21 protein-coding genes are annotated in these 16,584 nt (G+C 42.7%); 7 read left to right on the forward strand and 14 right to left on the reverse strand.

Going from position 1 to position 16,584, the window contains the following annotated elements:
* Positions 1-8: 8 nt before the first annotated feature.
* The 6 genes from A4V09_RS18635 to A4V09_RS18655 form a co-directional block, all read right to left on the reverse strand.
* Positions 9-191 carry a hypothetical protein gene (locus A4V09_RS18635; protein ID WP_025641554.1) on the reverse strand — a complete coding sequence of 61 codons (183 nt, stop codon included), beginning with the start codon at positions 189-191 and terminating at the stop codon, positions 9-11.
* Positions 184-732: a hypothetical protein gene (locus A4V09_RS18640; RefSeq protein WP_084043668.1), complete on the reverse strand. Its 549-nt coding sequence runs from the start codon at positions 730-732 to the stop codon at positions 184-186. The genes A4V09_RS18635 and A4V09_RS18640 overlap by 8 nt, the downstream gene beginning before the upstream one ends.
* Entirely contained in the window at positions 725-1,435 is a 711-nt protein-coding gene (locus A4V09_RS18645; protein WP_065543658.1) for an N-6 DNA methylase, read from the reverse strand. Before A4V09_RS18645 ends, A4V09_RS18640 begins: the two co-directional genes overlap by 8 nt.
* Positions 1,428-1,748: a hypothetical protein gene (locus A4V09_RS24990; RefSeq protein WP_065543659.1), complete on the reverse strand. Its 321-nt coding sequence runs from the start codon at positions 1,746-1,748 to the stop codon at positions 1,428-1,430. Before A4V09_RS24990 ends, A4V09_RS18645 begins: the two co-directional genes overlap by 8 nt.
* Positions 1,742-2,113: a hypothetical protein gene (locus tag A4V09_RS18650; protein WP_065543660.1), complete on the reverse strand. Its 372-nt coding sequence runs from the start codon at positions 2,111-2,113 to the stop codon at positions 1,742-1,744. The genes A4V09_RS24990 and A4V09_RS18650 overlap by 7 nt, the downstream gene beginning before the upstream one ends.
* A 379-nt stretch (positions 2,114-2,492) precedes the next feature.
* Entirely contained in the window at positions 2,493-2,828 is a 336-nt protein-coding gene (locus A4V09_RS18655) for a winged helix-turn-helix transcriptional regulator (RefSeq protein ID WP_171287339.1), read from the reverse strand.
* Between the two features lie 145 nt (positions 2,829-2,973).
* On the opposite strand from A4V09_RS18655, the gene A4V09_RS18660 reads away from it, so the two are divergent.
* The gene (locus A4V09_RS18660; protein ID WP_065543662.1) at positions 2,974-3,492 is read left to right on the forward strand and encodes a nitroreductase family protein; all 519 of its coding nucleotides are present in this window, start codon (positions 2,974-2,976) and stop codon (positions 3,490-3,492) included.
* A 46-nt stretch (positions 3,493-3,538) separates the two neighbouring features.
* Here the strand turns inward: A4V09_RS18660 and A4V09_RS18665 are convergent, their stop codons facing one another.
* Positions 3,539-3,856 (reverse strand): ArsR/SmtB family transcription factor, encoded by a 318-nt coding sequence (locus A4V09_RS18665; RefSeq protein WP_065543663.1) that lies wholly within the window; start codon positions 3,854-3,856, stop codon positions 3,539-3,541.
* Positions 3,857-3,933: 77 nt separating this feature from the next.
* On the opposite strand from A4V09_RS18665, the gene A4V09_RS18670 reads away from it, so the two are divergent.
* Positions 3,934-4,299: an ArsR/SmtB family transcription factor gene (locus A4V09_RS18670; protein WP_065543664.1), complete on the forward strand. Its 366-nt coding sequence runs from the start codon at positions 3,934-3,936 to the stop codon at positions 4,297-4,299.
* 64 nt (positions 4,300-4,363) lie between these two features.
* On the opposite strand, the gene A4V09_RS18675 is transcribed toward A4V09_RS18670, so the two are convergent.
* On the reverse strand, positions 4,364-6,229 hold the full coding sequence (locus A4V09_RS18675; protein ID WP_065543665.1) for a heavy metal translocating P-type ATPase: 1,866 nt from the start codon (positions 6,227-6,229) through the stop codon (positions 4,364-4,366).
* Between the two features lie 64 nt (positions 6,230-6,293).
* Positions 6,294-6,512 carry a heavy-metal-associated domain-containing protein gene (locus A4V09_RS18680; protein ID WP_065543666.1) on the reverse strand — a complete coding sequence of 73 codons (219 nt, stop codon included), beginning with the start codon at positions 6,510-6,512 and terminating at the stop codon, positions 6,294-6,296.
* A gap of 401 nt (positions 6,513-6,913) precedes the next feature.
* Here A4V09_RS18680 and A4V09_RS18685 point away from each other — a divergent pair, with 401 nt between their 5' ends.
* The 3 genes from A4V09_RS18685 (at position 6,914) to A4V09_RS18695 (ending at position 11,281) form a co-directional block, all read left to right on the forward strand.
* Entirely contained in the window at positions 6,914-9,478 is a 2,565-nt protein-coding gene (locus tag A4V09_RS18685) for a heavy metal translocating P-type ATPase (RefSeq protein WP_065543667.1), read from the forward strand.
* Between the two features lie 11 nt (positions 9,479-9,489).
* A complete protein-coding gene (locus A4V09_RS18690; protein ID WP_065543668.1) occupies positions 9,490-9,753 on the forward strand; it encodes a metal-sensing transcriptional repressor in 264 nt (87 codons plus the stop codon).
* A 151-nt stretch (positions 9,754-9,904) separates the two neighbouring features.
* Positions 9,905-11,281: an MATE family efflux transporter gene (locus A4V09_RS18695; protein WP_065543669.1), complete on the forward strand. Its 1,377-nt coding sequence runs from the start codon at positions 9,905-9,907 to the stop codon at positions 11,279-11,281.
* Positions 11,282-11,650: 369 nt separating this feature from the next.
* Here the strand turns inward: A4V09_RS18695 and A4V09_RS18700 are convergent, their stop codons facing one another.
* The 5 genes from A4V09_RS18700 to A4V09_RS18720 form a co-directional block, all read right to left on the reverse strand.
* Complete coding sequence (locus A4V09_RS18700) at positions 11,651-12,187, reverse strand: CD3072 family TudS-related putative desulfidase (RefSeq protein ID WP_065543670.1); 537 nt, start codon at positions 12,185-12,187, stop codon at positions 11,651-11,653.
* A gap of 17 nt (positions 12,188-12,204) precedes the next feature.
* Positions 12,205-12,468: a TIGR04076 family protein gene (locus A4V09_RS18705; protein ID WP_084043670.1), complete on the reverse strand. Its 264-nt coding sequence runs from the start codon at positions 12,466-12,468 to the stop codon at positions 12,205-12,207.
* A gap of 3 nt (positions 12,469-12,471) precedes the next feature.
* Complete coding sequence (locus tag A4V09_RS18710) at positions 12,472-12,780, reverse strand: antibiotic biosynthesis monooxygenase (RefSeq protein WP_065543671.1); 309 nt, start codon at positions 12,778-12,780, stop codon at positions 12,472-12,474.
* Positions 12,781-12,850: 70 nt separating this feature from the next.
* Positions 12,851-13,774, reverse strand: coding sequence for a helix-turn-helix domain-containing protein (locus A4V09_RS18715; protein WP_230322386.1), 924 nt, complete (start codon positions 13,772-13,774; stop codon positions 12,851-12,853).
* A 168-nt stretch (positions 13,775-13,942) separates the two neighbouring features.
* Positions 13,943-14,326, reverse strand: coding sequence for a winged helix-turn-helix transcriptional regulator (locus A4V09_RS18720; protein WP_065543672.1), 384 nt, complete (start codon positions 14,324-14,326; stop codon positions 13,943-13,945).
* Between the two features lie 191 nt (positions 14,327-14,517).
* Between A4V09_RS18720 and A4V09_RS18725 the strand changes: the two genes are divergently transcribed.
* Both A4V09_RS18725 and A4V09_RS18730 read left to right on the forward strand, forming a co-directional pair.
* Complete coding sequence (locus tag A4V09_RS18725; protein WP_065543673.1) at positions 14,518-15,417, forward strand: radical SAM protein; 900 nt, start codon at positions 14,518-14,520, stop codon at positions 15,415-15,417.
* Positions 15,418-15,538: 121 nt separating this feature from the next.
* The gene (locus A4V09_RS18730) at positions 15,539-16,582 is read left to right on the forward strand and encodes a helix-turn-helix domain-containing protein (RefSeq protein ID WP_065543674.1); all 1,044 of its coding nucleotides are present in this window, start codon (positions 15,539-15,541) and stop codon (positions 16,580-16,582) included.
* The last annotated feature ends 2 nt before the right edge of the window (positions 16,583-16,584 follow it).

Genomic DNA, 16,584 nt, shown 5'->3' on the forward strand with positions numbered 1-16,584 from the left:
TTCTCCTTTCAGTCAATTCTGTGCATCAGTTCCCGAACTGCCTCATACCGGAATTGAAGCGCTTTTTCCTCCTCTTCCGTTCTTTCTGTCGAATCGAAATCAAGAACCTCCGCATATAGCTCATTTGATGATTTTGTGCTGTAGACTTCCTCTACGCTGCCGCCCTTCACAATGATAAACAGTCTATCCATTTTCGCTCACCTCCTTAGGCGAGCAGATCCGGAATGCAGACCATCGACCGCAATTGGGGCATGGAATTCCTAAAGTATTTCCAGCAGATTTGTCCAACTGTTCCTGTGTGATTTGCCCGGGTATCCCGCAGCATTCTGTTTTTACCCAAACCAGTCTGGCGGAATGGAGAACTTCAGGACGATACTTACGGTTGAACGGGATGTAGTCCACCCAGAGCGGATCATCAAAAATTCTGGCCATGTGAAGTTCCAGTGCAGTCATCTCCATCTCTTTTCGGGAACTATGACAATAATCATGCTCTTGTTCCCATTCCAACAGATTTTTCTGCATCTGCTGCTCTCCACTTTTCAGAATCAAATCCGAAGCCAGCTGTATCCAGTCTTTTTCCTCCAGATCTCCCACATCCGTTTTAATGCCTTTTCGGTATCCGTAAATTTTCTTTCTGCCCTCTTGTCTGACCAGAAAAGCACGTCCGGTTCCGTAATGAACCCGAAGATCAGAAAAGGTCAAAGCGTCCAATGATTTTTCTGTATTATCCAATCTTCGCCACCCCTTCCTCTGCGCTATAGGCAGTGCATTTCCTTTTTCCGAAAGGAACTGACGCCAATGGAGTGTACCAACGGGACCATTCTTTCATTGCTAAAGTGTCGCCATGAATGACCACAGCCGGAATTCCGTACAGACTGAGTTGGATATACGCCATCCACACGCAGCGGATATCAATATCCTGGGCAACAAAAAAACTCTTGTGCCGAAAATCGAAATTTTTCCGCTTCATTGCCCATACTGCACCAATCACTATCGTACCCGAGCCACAAGCTGGTTCGTTGATCATGATAGGTTCTTCCGCTTCTGAATGCTCATTCACTGGATCTACAATCTGAGCCATCAACCGGCAGATATAATCCGGAGTAAAATATTGTCCGTTCCACTCGTTATTTAAGCGAAGCTCATGATAAATACTGCCAAGAATATCGCAGGGATCCTCCTCATGCTCATAAATAGCAAGGGCAAGCAGAGCAAGCATACGCGCGTAGCAGTTAAGGATTTTAGGTTCCATCGTGGATGCCATCTCCTCATACCGCTTCTCACGCTCTTCTGCGTTTGACGGATCCATCTGCGCAGAGATACAGTTTGCTGCAATCTCCAAAAAGGTAGTAAAGACATGATTCAACCCCTGTGACTGCGCCAGATTCTTGATTTCATCAACCAACTCATCTTGATATGTTTTCTTTTTAACCACATTTAACACTCCCTTCCGTATTGCCGCCTTCACCGACCCATTCAAAATGGAACGGAATCCCGGCCTGATATGGGTAAAGTGTAAAATCATGGTCACTCCATATGCGCATGGCATGGCCACCTTTGGACTTTGAAATCACGACTCTTTTATTCTTGTCGAACAGCATATCCATCTGTGCCGGACTATACCGGCTTACATACTCAAGCAATTCAAAAACATATGACTTCTCCGTTTCCTTTACGGACATCGCAATCCGGTATTGGTCAAGTATTCCGTTATCGTGTTCGGCGATATATTTTCCACGTTTCAACATGATATCACCTCATCACTTTCGTTCTGGCAAACAATGTTCCCATGTAAAATGGGAGCTTCAAGCTTCAACAATCTGCCATCGTCTTCAAACTCCATTGAAGTGATACAGATATTGAGGGGATCACAGCTTTCAGAATACAAACCGATATCGGTTATTTTCATATCCTGCAGCTGCTCCAGTCTGCCATTGGCATAGACTTCTCCAAAACACACCCCTTTGTATCGGGCACTGAAACCATTGCCAGTACGCTCAATTTCGCTTTCATCCCAATTAAGGGATGCAGTTTCTCCGTTTGCCAATTCCACCTCAATATAGTCAATGATCAAATCCTTGACGGTGGTTCTGGCATCCAAATAAAGAATCATAGGCATTTCCTTTCTGCATTCCTGCGTGGTTTTATCTATATACACGGGTATGCCGAAAGGCTCCCCGGAACAAAAATTAGGGGAGCCATAAAAGCTCCGATCTATATAAAAAAAGCACCCAAAGAACCGAAATTCTCTGAGTGCCTTTATTGCCCGAGGGCCTGATATGAAATTGTAACAGATGGGCGGAGGATTTGTGCCTCCAGACTCCCCGTTCTGTGCTTCTTAGTAAAGAAGCAGAAGAAACAAAAAAAGTGCCTGAAAGTATATACTCTCAGACACTGTGTAACCGGAAAACTCTAATCGCTCGAAAGCAATTACTGATACTGATGTAAAAAGTATAGCATATTTATTTCAGATTTTCAAGAGCAGAATAATGTCAAAAAACATCCAGCTTGTTAAGATACCCAGTTCCCCAATCACACATAGAATCTAAAACCGGTATAATACTCGCGCCAAAATTGGTTAAAGAATAGATGGTCTTAGGCGGCTTTTCAGGAATAACAGCTCTTGAAATCATACCGGATTTTTCTAGGGCGCGGAGCTGTTGAGAGAGCATTTTTGACGTAGCATTTGGAATAAGACGTTGTAATTCCATATAATGGAGCGGCTGTTTAATCAAATGCCAAAGAATGATGGGCTTGTATTTACCGCCGATCAAAGACAGTGTGGCTTCCACCGGACAGGTAAAGGTTACTTTTTCTTGTTGCACAATGTTTTCCTCCTTATAATTGGGGTGCTATCTTTTCAGAAAGTATCTTCCCGAAAAGTGCATTCTTGTAAATCACCTGACGAGTGATAAAATATAATTAGTAGTTGATTTGACATCATTAAAAACAAAAAGAAAGGATACAACAACTATGGAATTTATTGATATTGCAAAACAGCGTTTCTCTGTACGCAGCTATACTGATCAGAAGGTAGAACCGGAAAAGCTGGAAAAAATCCTTGAAGCTGCTCATGTGGCACCTACGGCAGCAAACCTTCAGCCGGCTCGCCTGATTGCCGTTCAAAGCGAGGACGGTCTTGCTAAGATTGAAAAGGCTGCCAGTATCTACAATGCACCCTTAGCTATCATCGTATGTGCCGATCATAGCAAAGCCTGGGTGCGCCCCTTTGATAAGAAACAGACCTGTGACATTGACGCGTCTATTTTGACAGACCATATGATGCTTCAGGCAACGGAGCTGGGTCTGGGCAGCGTGTGGGTTTGTTACTTCAAGCCAGATGTGTTGAGTAAGGAGTTCAACCTCCCATCTAACTTGGAACCGGTCAATATTCTGGTGATTGGTTACTCCGCCGAAGGAAACGGAAATACCGAACGCTTCGAGCAGACCCGTATCCCTATGAGTGATTTGGTATCATACGATACATATTGATTTAGTCTAATCCAGGCGCAGCCCCAATAGCGGGCTGCGCCCTTGTTTATTGCTCCAAAATATGGGCATAAGTCTCCGCCATGATCCACTTAATATGTTCATCTTCCAAAACATAGAATACGTTTTTCCCGACCTTATGACAACGGATCAGTCTTGCGATTTTCAAAGCCCGGAGCTGGTGAGATACCGCTGATTCTGTAATGCCTATCTCTTTGGCTAAATCTCCAACGCAAATTTCTCCGCCCATCAGCTTCCAGAGAATTTTCATGCGTGTATAGTCGCCCATCGCTTTATGGAGGTCGGATAGCTTTTCCAAATACGCTGTATCTGGTTTGTTAGGTATTGTTATTTTTTTTCTTTCCATAGTGTTCTCCTATCACTTAATTTAATTGACAGATTTATAGATTACAGTTATCCTATTTTCAGGAAGGGGGTGCTCATATGCCGCATTATAATTTACCTCACAAGCATGGACAAACCATAGAAAAGGTTTTAGATAAAATGCCATCTGTTCAGGATTTCCAAAAGATTGCTTTTTTGCTTCAGCAGTTGGGCGATCCTACCCGGCTGAGGATATTGTGGCTGTTATGCCACAGTGAAGAATGTGTCTGCAACCTTGCGGCCGCCATTCAAATTAGCGATCCAGCGATTTCCCACCATCTGCGGAGCTTAAAGAATAGCGGGCTTATTACCAGCCGCAGGGAAGGAAAAGAAGTCTATTATACATTAGCTGATACAGCAGAGGCAAAACTATTGCACCGGACTGTGGACGCTTTATTTGAGATGTCTTGTCCCAGCGATTTATAAGAGAAATGCGCCATTCTTCCTTTTACAGAAAGAACGGCGCATTATTTATTGGAGCGATCTCTTATCAATGCGCCGAGACGTCGAACTGCTTGACCCGCATGGCCCGGATTGCATTTAAGATTGCGATAATTGAAACACCTACATCGGCAAACACTGCCGCCCACATATTTGCATAACCCAGCGCGCCTAAAATAAGTACCAGGAATTTGACGCCGAGGGCAAATACAATATTCTGATTTGCAATACAGATTGTCTTTCTTGCAATCCGAATCACGGCTGCAATTTTAGACGGTTCATCCGTCATCAGAACAATGTCTGCGGCTTCTATGGCGGCGTCAGAACCCAGTCCTCCCATGGCGATACCCACATCGGCCCGTGCTAAAACTGGCGCATCATTGATGCCGTCCCCTACAAAGACGAGCGTTCCCTTTTCGCTCTTTTGCTGGAGCAATTCTTCCACACGATCAACTTTATCCGCAGGAAGTAACTCTGTGTATGCCTGATCCAGCCCAAGACGGTCAGCTACCTTTCTGCCAACCGCATCGGCATCTCCGGTCAGCATAACGCTTTTACGGACCCCAACCGATTTCAATGCCTTTATAGCCGCAGATGAATCTTCTTTTATCTCATCTTCAATTACAATACAGCCAGCGTATTTTCCATCGCAAGCCAGGTAAACGACGGTTCCAACAGTGGCGGCAGGTGTAAAGCTGATATGTTCCTTTTCCATCAGCTTTGCGTTTCCGGCAAAAACGATCTTTCCATCAATGATGGACTGGACGCCGTGACCGGCAATCTCCTTAACATCTGTAATACGGCTACTGTCGATTTTCTTCCCATAGACTTTTTTTATGGATAGGGAAATCGGGTGGTTGGAATAGTCCTCTGCATAGGCAGCCAGTTCCAGAAACTGAGGTTCTTTCATGCCAACAGGGAGAATCTTACTGACCGCAAAGGAACCTTTTGTCAATGTACCTGTCTTATCAAAAACAACTGTTTCTGCATGGGCCAGCGCTTCCAGATAGTTGCTACCCTTGACCAGTACGCCAATTTTAGAGGAACCGCCAATCCCGCCGAAGAAGCTAAGGGGAATCGAAATTACAAGCGCACATGGACAGGAAATAACAAGGAATGTTAAAGCTCTGTAAATCCATATACTAAAAGCCTGACCGGTAATCAGCGGAGGCAGAATTGCAAGCGCAATCGCCGCAAATACAACTGCCGGTGTATAGTAACGTGCAAACCGGCTGATAAAGTTTTCTGTTTTTCCTTTCTTATCACTGGCGTTTTCAACTAAATCCAATATTTTGGCTACGGTAGATTCCCCAAACTCCTTTGTGGTTTGGATTGTCAGAATGCCTGTCTGATTGATACAGCCGCTGATGACCTCCATACCTGGTTCCACATCACGGGGCATGGATTCTCCGGTAAGTGCAGAGGTATCCAGTGCGGAAGTACCCTTGATAATTTTTCCGTCCAGCGGAACCCGCTCTCCAGGTTTTACTACAATGGTATCGCCGATCATAACCTCGTCTGGATCGACTTGTACTAATTTCCCGTCACGCTCTACATTTGCATAGTCGGGGCGAATATCCATGAGACTTGCGATGGATTTTCGGGATTTGGAAACAGCGTAGGATTGGAACCACTCGCCAACCTGGTAGAACAGCATAACGGCAACGCCTTCTGAGTGTTCACCTAAGATTAAAGCGCCGATGGTTGCAATCGTCATCAGGAAATTTTCATCGAATACCTGACCGCTAAAAATATTTGTAATTGCCTTCCAAACAATATCCCAACCGACGATTACATAGCAGACCAGGAATACCCCCATTTCTGCCCATCCCTCCAGAGGGAGCAGACTTCCCGCCGCGAACAATACGGCGGTTGCGATAATACGAAAAAGCAGATTTTTTTGCCTTCGTGTCATAATTATAATCCTCCTTTTAAGAAACACCGGCTACCGTATACGGCAGCCGGTGTCCAGCTTTTTATCACGCCTTGACAGTCACATCCGGCTCAATCTTTTTAATCAGAGCTTTTGCCTCGGACAGAATCGAATCAAACCGATCATCCGGCGCTTCCAGTATCATTTTCTGGCCCAGAAAGTTGACAGTTACGCTGGTTACACCGTCAATTTTTTGTACGGCATTCTGGATTTTGTCAGCACAGTGGCCGCAATCCAGGTCGATGAGTTTAATGGTCTTTTTCATGGGAAAAGACCTCCTTTCATATAGTTTATAGTTGGTTTGACATAGCCGAACAATTAAATGTGCGTTTAATTGTTCATGGGTTTCAGTATATCTGTGACCTCGTATTTCGTCAATGGATTTTGGGGCGATATTCCTCTTTGGAGCATAAAACCTGCTAATTGGATTTCAACTATAATTTATTGCTTTTTGGGTGTAGAATCCTTCTTTTTGGAGCGGACAACGAACAATATTCCGGGATATAATTGTGAGCGGTTAAGAAAAACCGCATGTGCACCTTTATGATTGGGGCTGCTGGCATTTCCTCCCCTAAGAAATGCCGGTTGCCCCTTCTCGTAACAGTTTTAAGTTCCCCACAGGGGAGGGGTACTTGCACAAATTTCTGAAAGAAAGAAGGGATAACTTTGAAAAAGGAGCAATTCGATATTACGGGCATGACCTGTTCAGCCTGCTCCGCAAGGATTGAAAAAAGTGTTTCAAAATTGTCAGGTATTCAGGAAGTGTCCGTAAATCTGTTAAAGAACAGCATGGTTGCTTCATATGACGAATCCGTTTTGAATACGCCGGAGATCGTCCGAGCGGTTGAAAAAGCAGGTTATGGTGCGTTTCCGAAAGTACCGGCCCAGGATAAAAACAAACCTAGAGGCCGGGCCGCAGTTCCGGAAGTCAGTACGGCGCAGGCAGAATATAAGCAGATGAAACAGCGGTTGCTGCTTTCTGCCCTGTTTACAATCCCGCTGTTTTACATATCCATGGGACACATGATGGGATGGCCGCTGCCAGGCGGACTACTGGGAATGGAAAATGCAATGAGTTTTGCATTCACCCAGTTTCTTTTTCTGGTTCCGGTCGTTTTTATCAATTTCAAATACTATCGCATGGGGTTCAAAACATTATTTCACGGTTCCCCCAACATGGATTCCTTAATTGCTATCGGTTCCGGCGCAGCGATTGTCTACGGCATTTATGCCATTTATAAAATTGGTATTGGCTTAGGGCATGGTGACATGGCGATGGTTCACAGCTTTACGATGGACTTATATTTTGAATCTGCCGGTATGATTCTGACCCTTATCACATTTGGAAAGACATTGGAAGCCCGCGCAAAAGGAAAAACCTCGGATGCCATCACAAAGCTGATGAATTTAGCTCCTAAGACCGCTACGGTGGAACGTGACGGACAGGAAATACAGGTTCCTATTGAGGAAGTGTGCCTGGGCGACACTCTGATTGTAAAATCTGGCGAATCTGTGCCAGTAGACGGTGTTGTTGTGGAAGGCTTTTCCGCTGTCGATGAATCGGCACTAACCGGTGAAAGTATTCCGGCGGAAAAACATGTTGGCGACAAGGTAATTGGTGCAACCATCAACAAATCCGGTTATTTCAAAATGCAGGCCACTAAGGTCGGAGACGATACCACATTGGCACAGATTGTTCGTCTGGTTGACGAAGCTACCAGTTCAAAAGCACCGATTGCAAAACTGGCGGATAAGGTTAGCGGAATATTTGTTCCGATTGTAATCACAATCGCTCTGGTGGCTATTGTGGGCTGGCTTCTGGCTGGTTACGGTTTTGAATTTGCACTGTCTATCGGAATTTCTATTTTAGTGATTTCGTGTCCCTGTGCGCTGGGCCTTGCCACCCCCACCGCCATCATGGTGGGAACCGGGAAGGGCGCGACCAATGGAATCCTGATTAAATCTGCGGAAGCACTGGAAACCGCCCATAATGTAGACACGGTGGTGCTGGATAAAACCGGTACGATTACCCAGGGTACACCCGCTGTAACCAATATTCTGTGCGGGAACGGTATCAGACAGAAAGATTTGATGCAGGTTGCCGCCTCCCTGGAAAAGCTGTCTGAACATCCCTTGGCAGATGCAATTGTTTCAGAAGCGGAGAAAAATGGGCTTGCATTCCTGCCGGTCAGCGATTACAAGCAGATTCCTGGTGAGGGAATTATAGGTCGAATCAATGGTCAACTGTGTCTGGCCGGAAACCGCCGTCTGATGGCTTCCAATGGGATTTCTGATGGAGATTTGCTTAAATTGGGAGAGGCGATGGCGGTAGATGGAAAGACGCCGTTGTTCTTTGCCAGAGCAGGACAGCTTATTGGAGTGATTGCAGTAGCAGATATTGTAAAGCCCACCAGCAGTCAGGCCGTTAAAGAGCTATCCGCTATGGGGATTGAAGTGGTTATGCTGACAGGGGATAATGCAAAAACAGCGGAAGCAATTCGCCACCAGGTTGGAGTAGATCGTGTAGTAGCGGAAGTATTCCCGCAGGATAAAGAAAAAGAAATCCGGCGCTTGCAGGGAATGGGTAAAAAGGTGGCTATGGTGGGTGACGGTATCAATGACGCCCCTGCCCTTGCCAGAGCAGATGTAGGTATAGCCATCGGCGCAGGGACTGACGTGGCGATTGAATCAGCGGACATTGTTCTGATGAAAAGTGATCTGCTGGATGTGTCCACAGCGATTCAGCTTAGTAAGTTGGTCATTCGCAATATCAAGCAAAATCTGTTTTGGGCATTTATTTACAACATCATTGGGATTCCGATTGCGGCAGGGTTGTTCTATCTGTCCTTTAGCTTAAAGCTGAATCCGATGATTGGTGCTTTTGCTATGAGCTTCAGTTCTGTATTTGTAGTATCAAATGCGTTACGGCTTAGATGGTTCAAGGCAAAACACGAAACTTATGTAAATCCGATAGTGGATAAAGAGTCAAGCAGACATGAAATAAGAAAGGAAGAAAGGAAAATGGAAAAAGTATTAAATATCGAAGGTATGGTTTGCAGCAACTGCGTAAAGCACGTTCACAAGGCACTGATGGAAATTCCCGGTATCCAGGAGGCCGTTGTAGAATTGGAAAGCAAAACAGCACAGGTTCAGTTATCCCAGGCCGTGTCGGACGAGGTTCTGAAAGCGGCCATTGAGGACGCAGGCTATGAACTTGTTAGCCTTCAATAAGAGAGCCGCTTATGAAAGCAAAGAAAAATAATATTACCCACAAAATCAAAATCGCACAAGGGCAACTGACTGGAATCCTCCAAATGATTGAAGATGACCGCTATTGTGTGGACATATCCAATCAACTGCTGGCTGCACAGGCAATTCTGAAAAGTGCCAATCAGCAGATTTTGCAGGCCCATATCAGAAACTGCGTCAGCGAAGCATTAAAAACAGACGCTGAAAACCCGAAGCTGGAAGAAGCCTTAAAACTGCTTGAAAAAATGGCACAGTAAATATGGGGGCGGGAAGTATTAAAATCTTCCCGCCCCTGATTTCATATCTGTTTGGATTGATAATTCTGCGGTTAGGAGCGTACAAATGCCCCGGCTTTTTATATACTTTAGTTGGTTAGACATGGCTAATAAATAAGAGGAGGTAAAAGTGATGAAACAGGCACTTGACACAAGGACAAAATTACTGACACAAAATCCATTTTCACTCATGCTGGAACTAAGTATTCCCGCAGTTCTCGGCATGGTGGTCGTGGGACTTTATAATTTTATGGATTCCGTTTTTGTCGGCCAGATGGTCGGCAGCGTACAAATGGGCGCGGTATCTATATCGTACCCGTTTACATTGATTAACGGCGGCACCGCTGCCATGATCGGCGTTGGTTCCGCATCTGTGCTGTCCCGCGCTATTGGTAAGAAGGACGAGCAGACGATTCAAAAAATCATGGGAAATCTGACAGCCATGGTTCTTCTTCTGTCGGTTATCATTATGGCTGTGGGAATGACGTTTACCCGCCAGATTCTTTCATTGGCCGGTGCCAGCGGGGACATCTTAAACTCGGCTGAAAACTACCTGCGGATTGTCTATGCGGGATCGCTGTTCGTAAACTTTTTCCAGAGCGCCAATATGGTAATCCGTGGCGAGGGGCAGCTCAAAAAGGCGATGCTGATTATCGGAAGCGGCGCTTTGCTGAATATTATCCTTGATCCTATTTTCATTTCCATACTGAATCCATATGGAAAAGGAATTGAGGGTGCCGCCTATGCAACGATTCTGTCTCAATTCATTCAGGCTGCGTTTACACTATGGTATTTCAAGAAAAAGAGCGTTCATGTAAAAATAGGCCGTATTCACATTGACGGTACTCTGCTTCCCCAGGTTCTTGCCGTAGGGGTGTCCGCATTGTTAATGCAGATCTTGACTTTGGTGCAACAGACTGTAATATACCGTTTAGCTTCTATCTATGGCGGAGAAGCCTCCCAGATTCTGCTTGGGGCGGCTCTCCGTGTGTGGAACTTCGCTTTTGTTCCTCTTTGGGGTATCAGTCAGGGGTTCCAGCCAGCCGCCGGTACAAATTATGGTGCGAAGGATTATACCCGTGTTAAGACTTTGACGGGCGTATTTGTCGCAAGCGCCACCGTAATGTCCCTGATATTCTATATTCCGGTTGAACTTTTTCCAACAAAAGTGCTTTCCCTGTTTATTACAGACCTTGGTGTTGCCGCTTCGGGAGCCGCAAACTTCCGCATCATGTTCAGCACCTATATTTTGCAGGGCAGTTTTATTATCGCTGTGACATTATTTCAATCACTTGGAAAAGCAAATAAGGCGACATGGCTGGTACTGTTTCGGCAAATTATTTTGTTCATTCCATTGGCAATTATTCTTCCGATGATTGGAGGTATGGGTATCCGTGGCGTATGGCTGGCGATTGCCTTGACTGATGCGATTCTGGTGGTTATTACTCTTTCAATGATGTTTGGGGAGTTTCGGAAATTTGCTCATAGTGGCCCTCCTATGGCCACATAAAAACAGTAGCCTTGATATTAAAAGCTACCGATACAATGAAGTGCGCTGAAATATAGTTGCCGCACGACGGCTTTTTCTTGCAATCGTGCGGCAACTATTCAAATCATTTTATATCTTTCAACAATTCTTCTACTGAGATACCAACGCCGATGAAGATAACTCCTACCAACTATTACGCTATTATAGGTTGCATTTGGGTTGCGACTCATATGAACTACCAAAAGAATGAATCTCAATAAACATCAAAATAGGTAAAAGCGTAGGGCAAAGAAGCCAGTTTACTTCTTATGCCCTACGCTAACCCGTAGTGATATTATTCAGGAAGGTAACTAAAGGCCACTCCCGGATAACTAACCAGCGTACTGGATGTTATAGCAATGTCGTTATCTTCTCTACAAAATTATCTGTGCCTTTTAGCCCTATCATCGGGATTGACAAACACGCTTTTGTTAGGCATCCAGAAAGTTCAGACATAAACAACCCTTTGCCCTTGATTTCTGCATTATAATCTGATGTAGTGTCTACTCCGCAATTTGGAGAGCGATTTGCTCCTACGATGCCGATTATCTCAAAACCGTACTTATTATATTCTAAGATTTGTTGCATTACATAATCTACTAAATGTTGTAGTTTCTTATTTTTATTTTCTTTTTGCATTTCTCGTCTAATCCGTGTATTTTCTTTTAGAACGTTTTCATCAGCACCATTTTCATTCCCTCTATCAAGACCCAGACAACAAAGCTCTGGACATGGAAGTTGGACTATTCCCACTTCTGCGTTGATAAATAATTCAACCACCTCCTTAAATGCCGCAGGATAAACCGCAGTTCCATCTGAAATAGAATTTTGATTTAACAGGCAATGTGCTAAGAAAACGACCCTTTTACTTCTTCCATCGGTAAACATACTTTTCTCCTAAATAATTACTCCTCAATCAGAGTAACTTTGAAAACAACATACCCATTATCAGGACAAGCTAAATTTCCTTTTGACTTTGGGTTTTCTTCAAAATTGAAGGTAGCTCCATTATGTAGGGCAACTTGAATAGGAAACAAAGCCATGTAAGCACCTCCGCAAAATGGAGTACAGGGAGTATTCATACCCTCACACTGAAATATGTCCCCTACCTTATATCCACATGAACAATGCCCTGTTACCTTTTCAATTTGATATTCAAATTTTTTCACTTTTTATCTCCATATTTTTATTTGTGGTATGATCCTCATTTTGACACTTGCAGCGTCAAGTGCTTTTACAAAAGGGGCTGCTCCCTCATCTTGAAACATTTTATCGGAAGCAGCCTTGAGTTCTTCCATTGAAGCCCAATGCTGTATCATAGTCCATTCTCTGTTTTCTTCGTTATAGAGAAGTTCCGTGTCGATAAAACCTTGTTGCTTTGAATGATAGTCCTTTTCAAGCGCGTCCACAATGCTGATAAAGCTGTATTTTGTTACCTCCTGTAAAGTTTTCATTGTTACGATTTCCGTTGCAATAGACATAAAAAATACCTCCTGTTTTTTTCATAGTCTACATGGAATAAAACAAGATGTATTGTAGAAAATCGACTGGTCATAGGTATTTGTATTTAACATTCTCTTTTACAGTAGCTTTCTCTGTTTGAAAGGTGCGTGGCGCTGTTCCCGAAAAATGTGTAAACTCTTTTATAAAATATGATTGGTCTGTAAAATTATTATCGTATGTAATATCGGTTAAGCTCGCCATATGTTGATGTACTAATTGATTACATGTATTCTGGAAACGTTTTATACGGCGCAAAATTTTAGGAGTATAGCCCGTATAATATAAAAACAATCTCTCAAACGTTTTTATGTTTATTGACCGTTCATCACAAAAGGATTTGACAGATATATCATCGTTAATTGTTATAAAATCTGATATTAGCTGTGCTTTGTCTACAAAATCTTGCTTTATAGATAACTCATCAATCAAAGTATTTTCTATTTCAGCTATTATTTTTTCGGCAGTATCATTATTGACTGCATTTTTCAATTTTTGAGTCAAACTGTACGAAAACCCGTTTAGATCGACCACTTTGTTTTGGACTTCCTTAAGTGATTTAAGCACAAAGGGATATAGCCCATGAGGATAAAATGTAATACCGAAAATACGAATGTTATTTTCTTGATGGATAAAACTGCACTTACTGCGCAGTCCATTGATATGAAAAGGGGGTGCTATTATTCTATTAAATTCTGTTTCATATACTATAACATCAGCCAAATTCAATATCACATCAATACAATCTGTTGGAAGAAGTTTATAGTGTATGTCTGCATTTACAGCTTCAATGTGCCAAAAAAATTTAACCCACGGAATAAGACATTCGTTTTTAATTGCATAACGGGTAATATTTAAAATGTTAGTCACCTCCAATCGAAATTTTCTATGCATCATTATTAGTGTTTCACTTGCAGTTTTTCGACTTGTTGCAACCCAATTCTTATAACACCAATCTGTCAAGTCACAATTCAATGGCTCACTTTCTGCTTTGAGATACACACTGACGGATCAGGAATCTAGTTGTGACGTTATGTTGTTATAAAGTTAAAAGGATAGCCAGTCAAAGAGAAGGTTCACAATGAATAAAAATTTCCGTCCCCGTTTTATAGGGTGGCGGGAATTTTTATAGTATCGCATATTTTAGTCATAGCTTTTAGAAATTGTATATGGGTTTACATATTCCTCCGGGCAAAGATGCGTTTCGCTCCATGCCATCATATCATTTAAAATTGGAATAAAACTTTTTCCTAACTCCGTTAAAGTATACTCTACTTTGGGCGGTATCTCTTTGTAAATCTCCCGATGAAGAAATCCATCATTTTCTAATTCACGGAGCTGCTTCGTGAGTGTTGATTGTGTAATGCCATCTAAACGGCGTATTAGTTCTCCAAACCTCTGAACCTTATAAAAAGCAACATACCATAATATAAGAATTTTCCACTTACCGCTTAAAACGGCTTGTAGACTACTCATAGGAACACATCGAGCCATCATGTCTTTCGCTTGAAATTTATTGTCAGCCATTTCATAATCCTCCTTAATAAAATTATACCTTAAAGGCGAGCAATAATCAATATACTGTCTAAATAAAAATATAGTATTAAAAATAATACTACTACTAAAAAAAGACAGTAGTTGAATAAATCAGTGCGACCTTGTATCATAAAGGCAAGTCAAAGAAAAAAACTGACAGGTATGAGAAAGGAGTAATTTATATGCACTATACAGGAACTATCTGGCGTCCGCCTTATGAGGCTGGTTCGTTGCTAATTGAAGTTACGGCAGGATGTACTCACCACAAATGTAAATTTTGTACGTTGTATGATGATCTTCCGTTTAAGTTCCGTATGTCCCCCTTGGAGGATGTGGAAGCCGATCTTTTGGAAGCACAGATTCAGATGCGTTCTTGGAGAAGCAAACAGGTGAAGCGAATTTACTTGGTTGGCGCAAATCCGTTTGTCCTCCAATTTGAACGGCTGGAAAAAATATCGAAGCTCATTCATCAATACTTCCCGGAATGTGAAACAATCGGGTGCTTTGCGCGCGTAACAGATGTGACCCTTAAAACAGATGAGGAATTAAAGAAATTACACCGGCTTGGATATGACGGAATTACGATAGGAGTAGAAACTGGTGATAATGAAGCACTGACGTTTATGCACAAGGGTTATCTGGCCCAGGAAATAGTGGAGCAGACGAAACGGCTGGATCAGGCTTCTATTACCTACAACTTTTTTTATCTCACCGGGGTATCAGGTTCTGGCCGTGGAGTTGAGGGCGCACTAGAAAGTGCAAAAATCTTCAATATGACCCGCCCTAAAATCATTGGTTCCTCCATGCTGACCATTTACCCAGAATCTGAATTGTATGAGGAAATTCAAAAAGGAAACTGGGCTGAAGAAAGTGAATTAGAAAAATTAAATGAGCTGAAAACACTAATTGAACACCTGGAAATTCCTGTGTATTTTGCTACCTTGGGAGCCTCTAATGCCGTCTGGGTAGAAGGAACACTTCCTAAAAATAAGGAAACGATGATTGCCCAGTTAGAAAAGATTTGTCATCCAGACAATGAGGCTGTACTTCGGCAGTATAGAACCAATCTTCCCCATCTGTGATATTCCATCAGAGGGCCGATTCTGATTTACTTAGTCTTTCGTTTTATCTGTTTGCTCTGCTTCATTAAACATATTATAATTCTAATTGGAGTGTAAAATCTACTAAATGGAGCGGAGCAAAATGAAAGAAAGAATTATAATGAAAGAAACTCAAACTCTATTGAGAAAACAAATAGAAAACGAAGTAGCAGAAAGGCCCAGTATGAATGAAAATATGATTACGAATACGAAGAACCTGTCTGCGGTTATTCCGAAAGATAATGATGGATACTGTACAGTTTACAAAATGGATTGTGCAGATGGTCTTGGTCTTATGACTGTTTATCAAGTATTTCCTGGCATTCAGCTAATTTACAATGACTTTGAAGCGGCGAGCTGTGAATGGAATGAAGGTCTGGATAAAAATATTTTAGAAATAAACCACTGCCGAGAAGGGCGGGAAGGCAGCCGTTTATTAAGCGGCTCATGCCTCTATCTTGGAGAAGGCGACCTCTCAATCCACACAATGGATAACTGTGCGCCAGAGATGACTTTTCCATTAAAACATTATCGGGGAATATCCGTTGTCATCAACCTGAAAATTTTATCGAAGAATATGCCGGAAATACTTTCCGAAAGTGAAATTGACTTGATGGGATTTAAAGAAAAATTTTGTGCTGACGGAAAATGCTTTATTATGCGCGCAAAAAACGAAATTGACCATGTTTTTTCAGAACTTTATTCCATACCGGATTGCCTGCAAAAGCCCTATTTTAAGCTGAAAGTTCAGGAGCTGCTTTTGTTTTTATGTATGGTGGACGTGTCACAGGAAAAGCAGCGAGAATTATACACATCTCCACAGGTTGAGATTGTAAAAGAGATACATCGAAAGCTAGTTTCAGACTTGCAGATTAGACCAACGATTGAAGAGCTTTCCAAAGAGTTCCTAATCAATACGACAACCTTAAAGAACACATTTAAGGGTATCTATGGTCAACCTATTGGAACTTATATGAAAGAGTACCGAATAAAGCAGGCTGCTGTACTACTACGCCAAACCCAAGCTACCATAGCGGAAATCGCAAATCAGGTTGGATATGAAAACCAAAGTAAATTTGCAACAGCCTTTCGAGATGTGATAAAAATTGCACCGGCTGAATACCGCAAACAGAATGTTGGCGAGTAAAC

Source organism: Blautia pseudococcoides, from assembly GCF_001689125.2.
In the GTDB taxonomy this organism is placed as follows: domain Bacteria; phylum Bacillota; class Clostridia; order Lachnospirales; family Lachnospiraceae; genus Blautia; species Blautia pseudococcoides.

Bases quoted from the DNA above. Each gene is read 5' to 3' on its own strand.
- A4V09_RS18635 (WP_025641554.1), bottom strand. From the start codon at position 191: ATGGATAGACTGTTTATCATTGTGAAGGGCGGCAGCGTAGAGGAAGTC.
- A4V09_RS18650 (WP_065543660.1), bottom strand. From the start codon at position 2,113: ATGATTCTTTATTTGGATGCCAGAACCACCGTCAAGGATTTGATCATT.
- A4V09_RS18730 (WP_065543674.1), top strand. From the start codon at position 15,539: ATGAAAGAAAGAATTATAATGAAAGAAACTCAAACTCTATTGAGAAAA.
- A4V09_RS18710 (WP_065543671.1), bottom strand. From the start codon at position 12,780: ATGTCTATTGCAACGGAAATCGTAACAATGAAAACTTTACAGGAGGTA.
- A4V09_RS18700 (WP_065543670.1), bottom strand. From the start codon at position 12,187: ATGTTTACCGATGGAAGAAGTAAAAGGGTCGTTTTCTTAGCACATTGC.
- A4V09_RS18720 (WP_065543672.1), bottom strand. From the start codon at position 14,326: ATGGCTGACAATAAATTTCAAGCGAAAGACATGATGGCTCGATGTGTT.
- A4V09_RS24990 (WP_065543659.1), bottom strand. From the start codon at position 1,748: ATGTTGAAACGTGGAAAATATATCGCCGAACACGATAACGGAATACTT.
- A4V09_RS18675 (WP_065543665.1), bottom strand. From the start codon at position 6,229: ATGACACGAAGGCAAAAAAATCTGCTTTTTCGTATTATCGCAACCGCC.
- A4V09_RS18695 (WP_065543669.1), top strand. From the start codon at position 9,905: ATGAAACAGGCACTTGACACAAGGACAAAATTACTGACACAAAATCCA.
- A4V09_RS18665 (WP_065543663.1), bottom strand. From the start codon at position 3,856: ATGGAAAGAAAAAAAATAACAATACCTAACAAACCAGATACAGCGTAT.
- A4V09_RS18725 (WP_065543673.1), top strand. From the start codon at position 14,518: ATGCACTATACAGGAACTATCTGGCGTCCGCCTTATGAGGCTGGTTCG.
- A4V09_RS18670 (WP_065543664.1), top strand. From the start codon at position 3,934: ATGCCGCATTATAATTTACCTCACAAGCATGGACAAACCATAGAAAAG.
- A4V09_RS18680 (WP_065543666.1), bottom strand. From the start codon at position 6,512: ATGAAAAAGACCATTAAACTCATCGACCTGGATTGCGGCCACTGTGCT.
- A4V09_RS18690 (WP_065543668.1), top strand. From the start codon at position 9,490: ATGAAAGCAAAGAAAAATAATATTACCCACAAAATCAAAATCGCACAA.
- A4V09_RS18660 (WP_065543662.1), top strand. From the start codon at position 2,974: ATGGAATTTATTGATATTGCAAAACAGCGTTTCTCTGTACGCAGCTAT.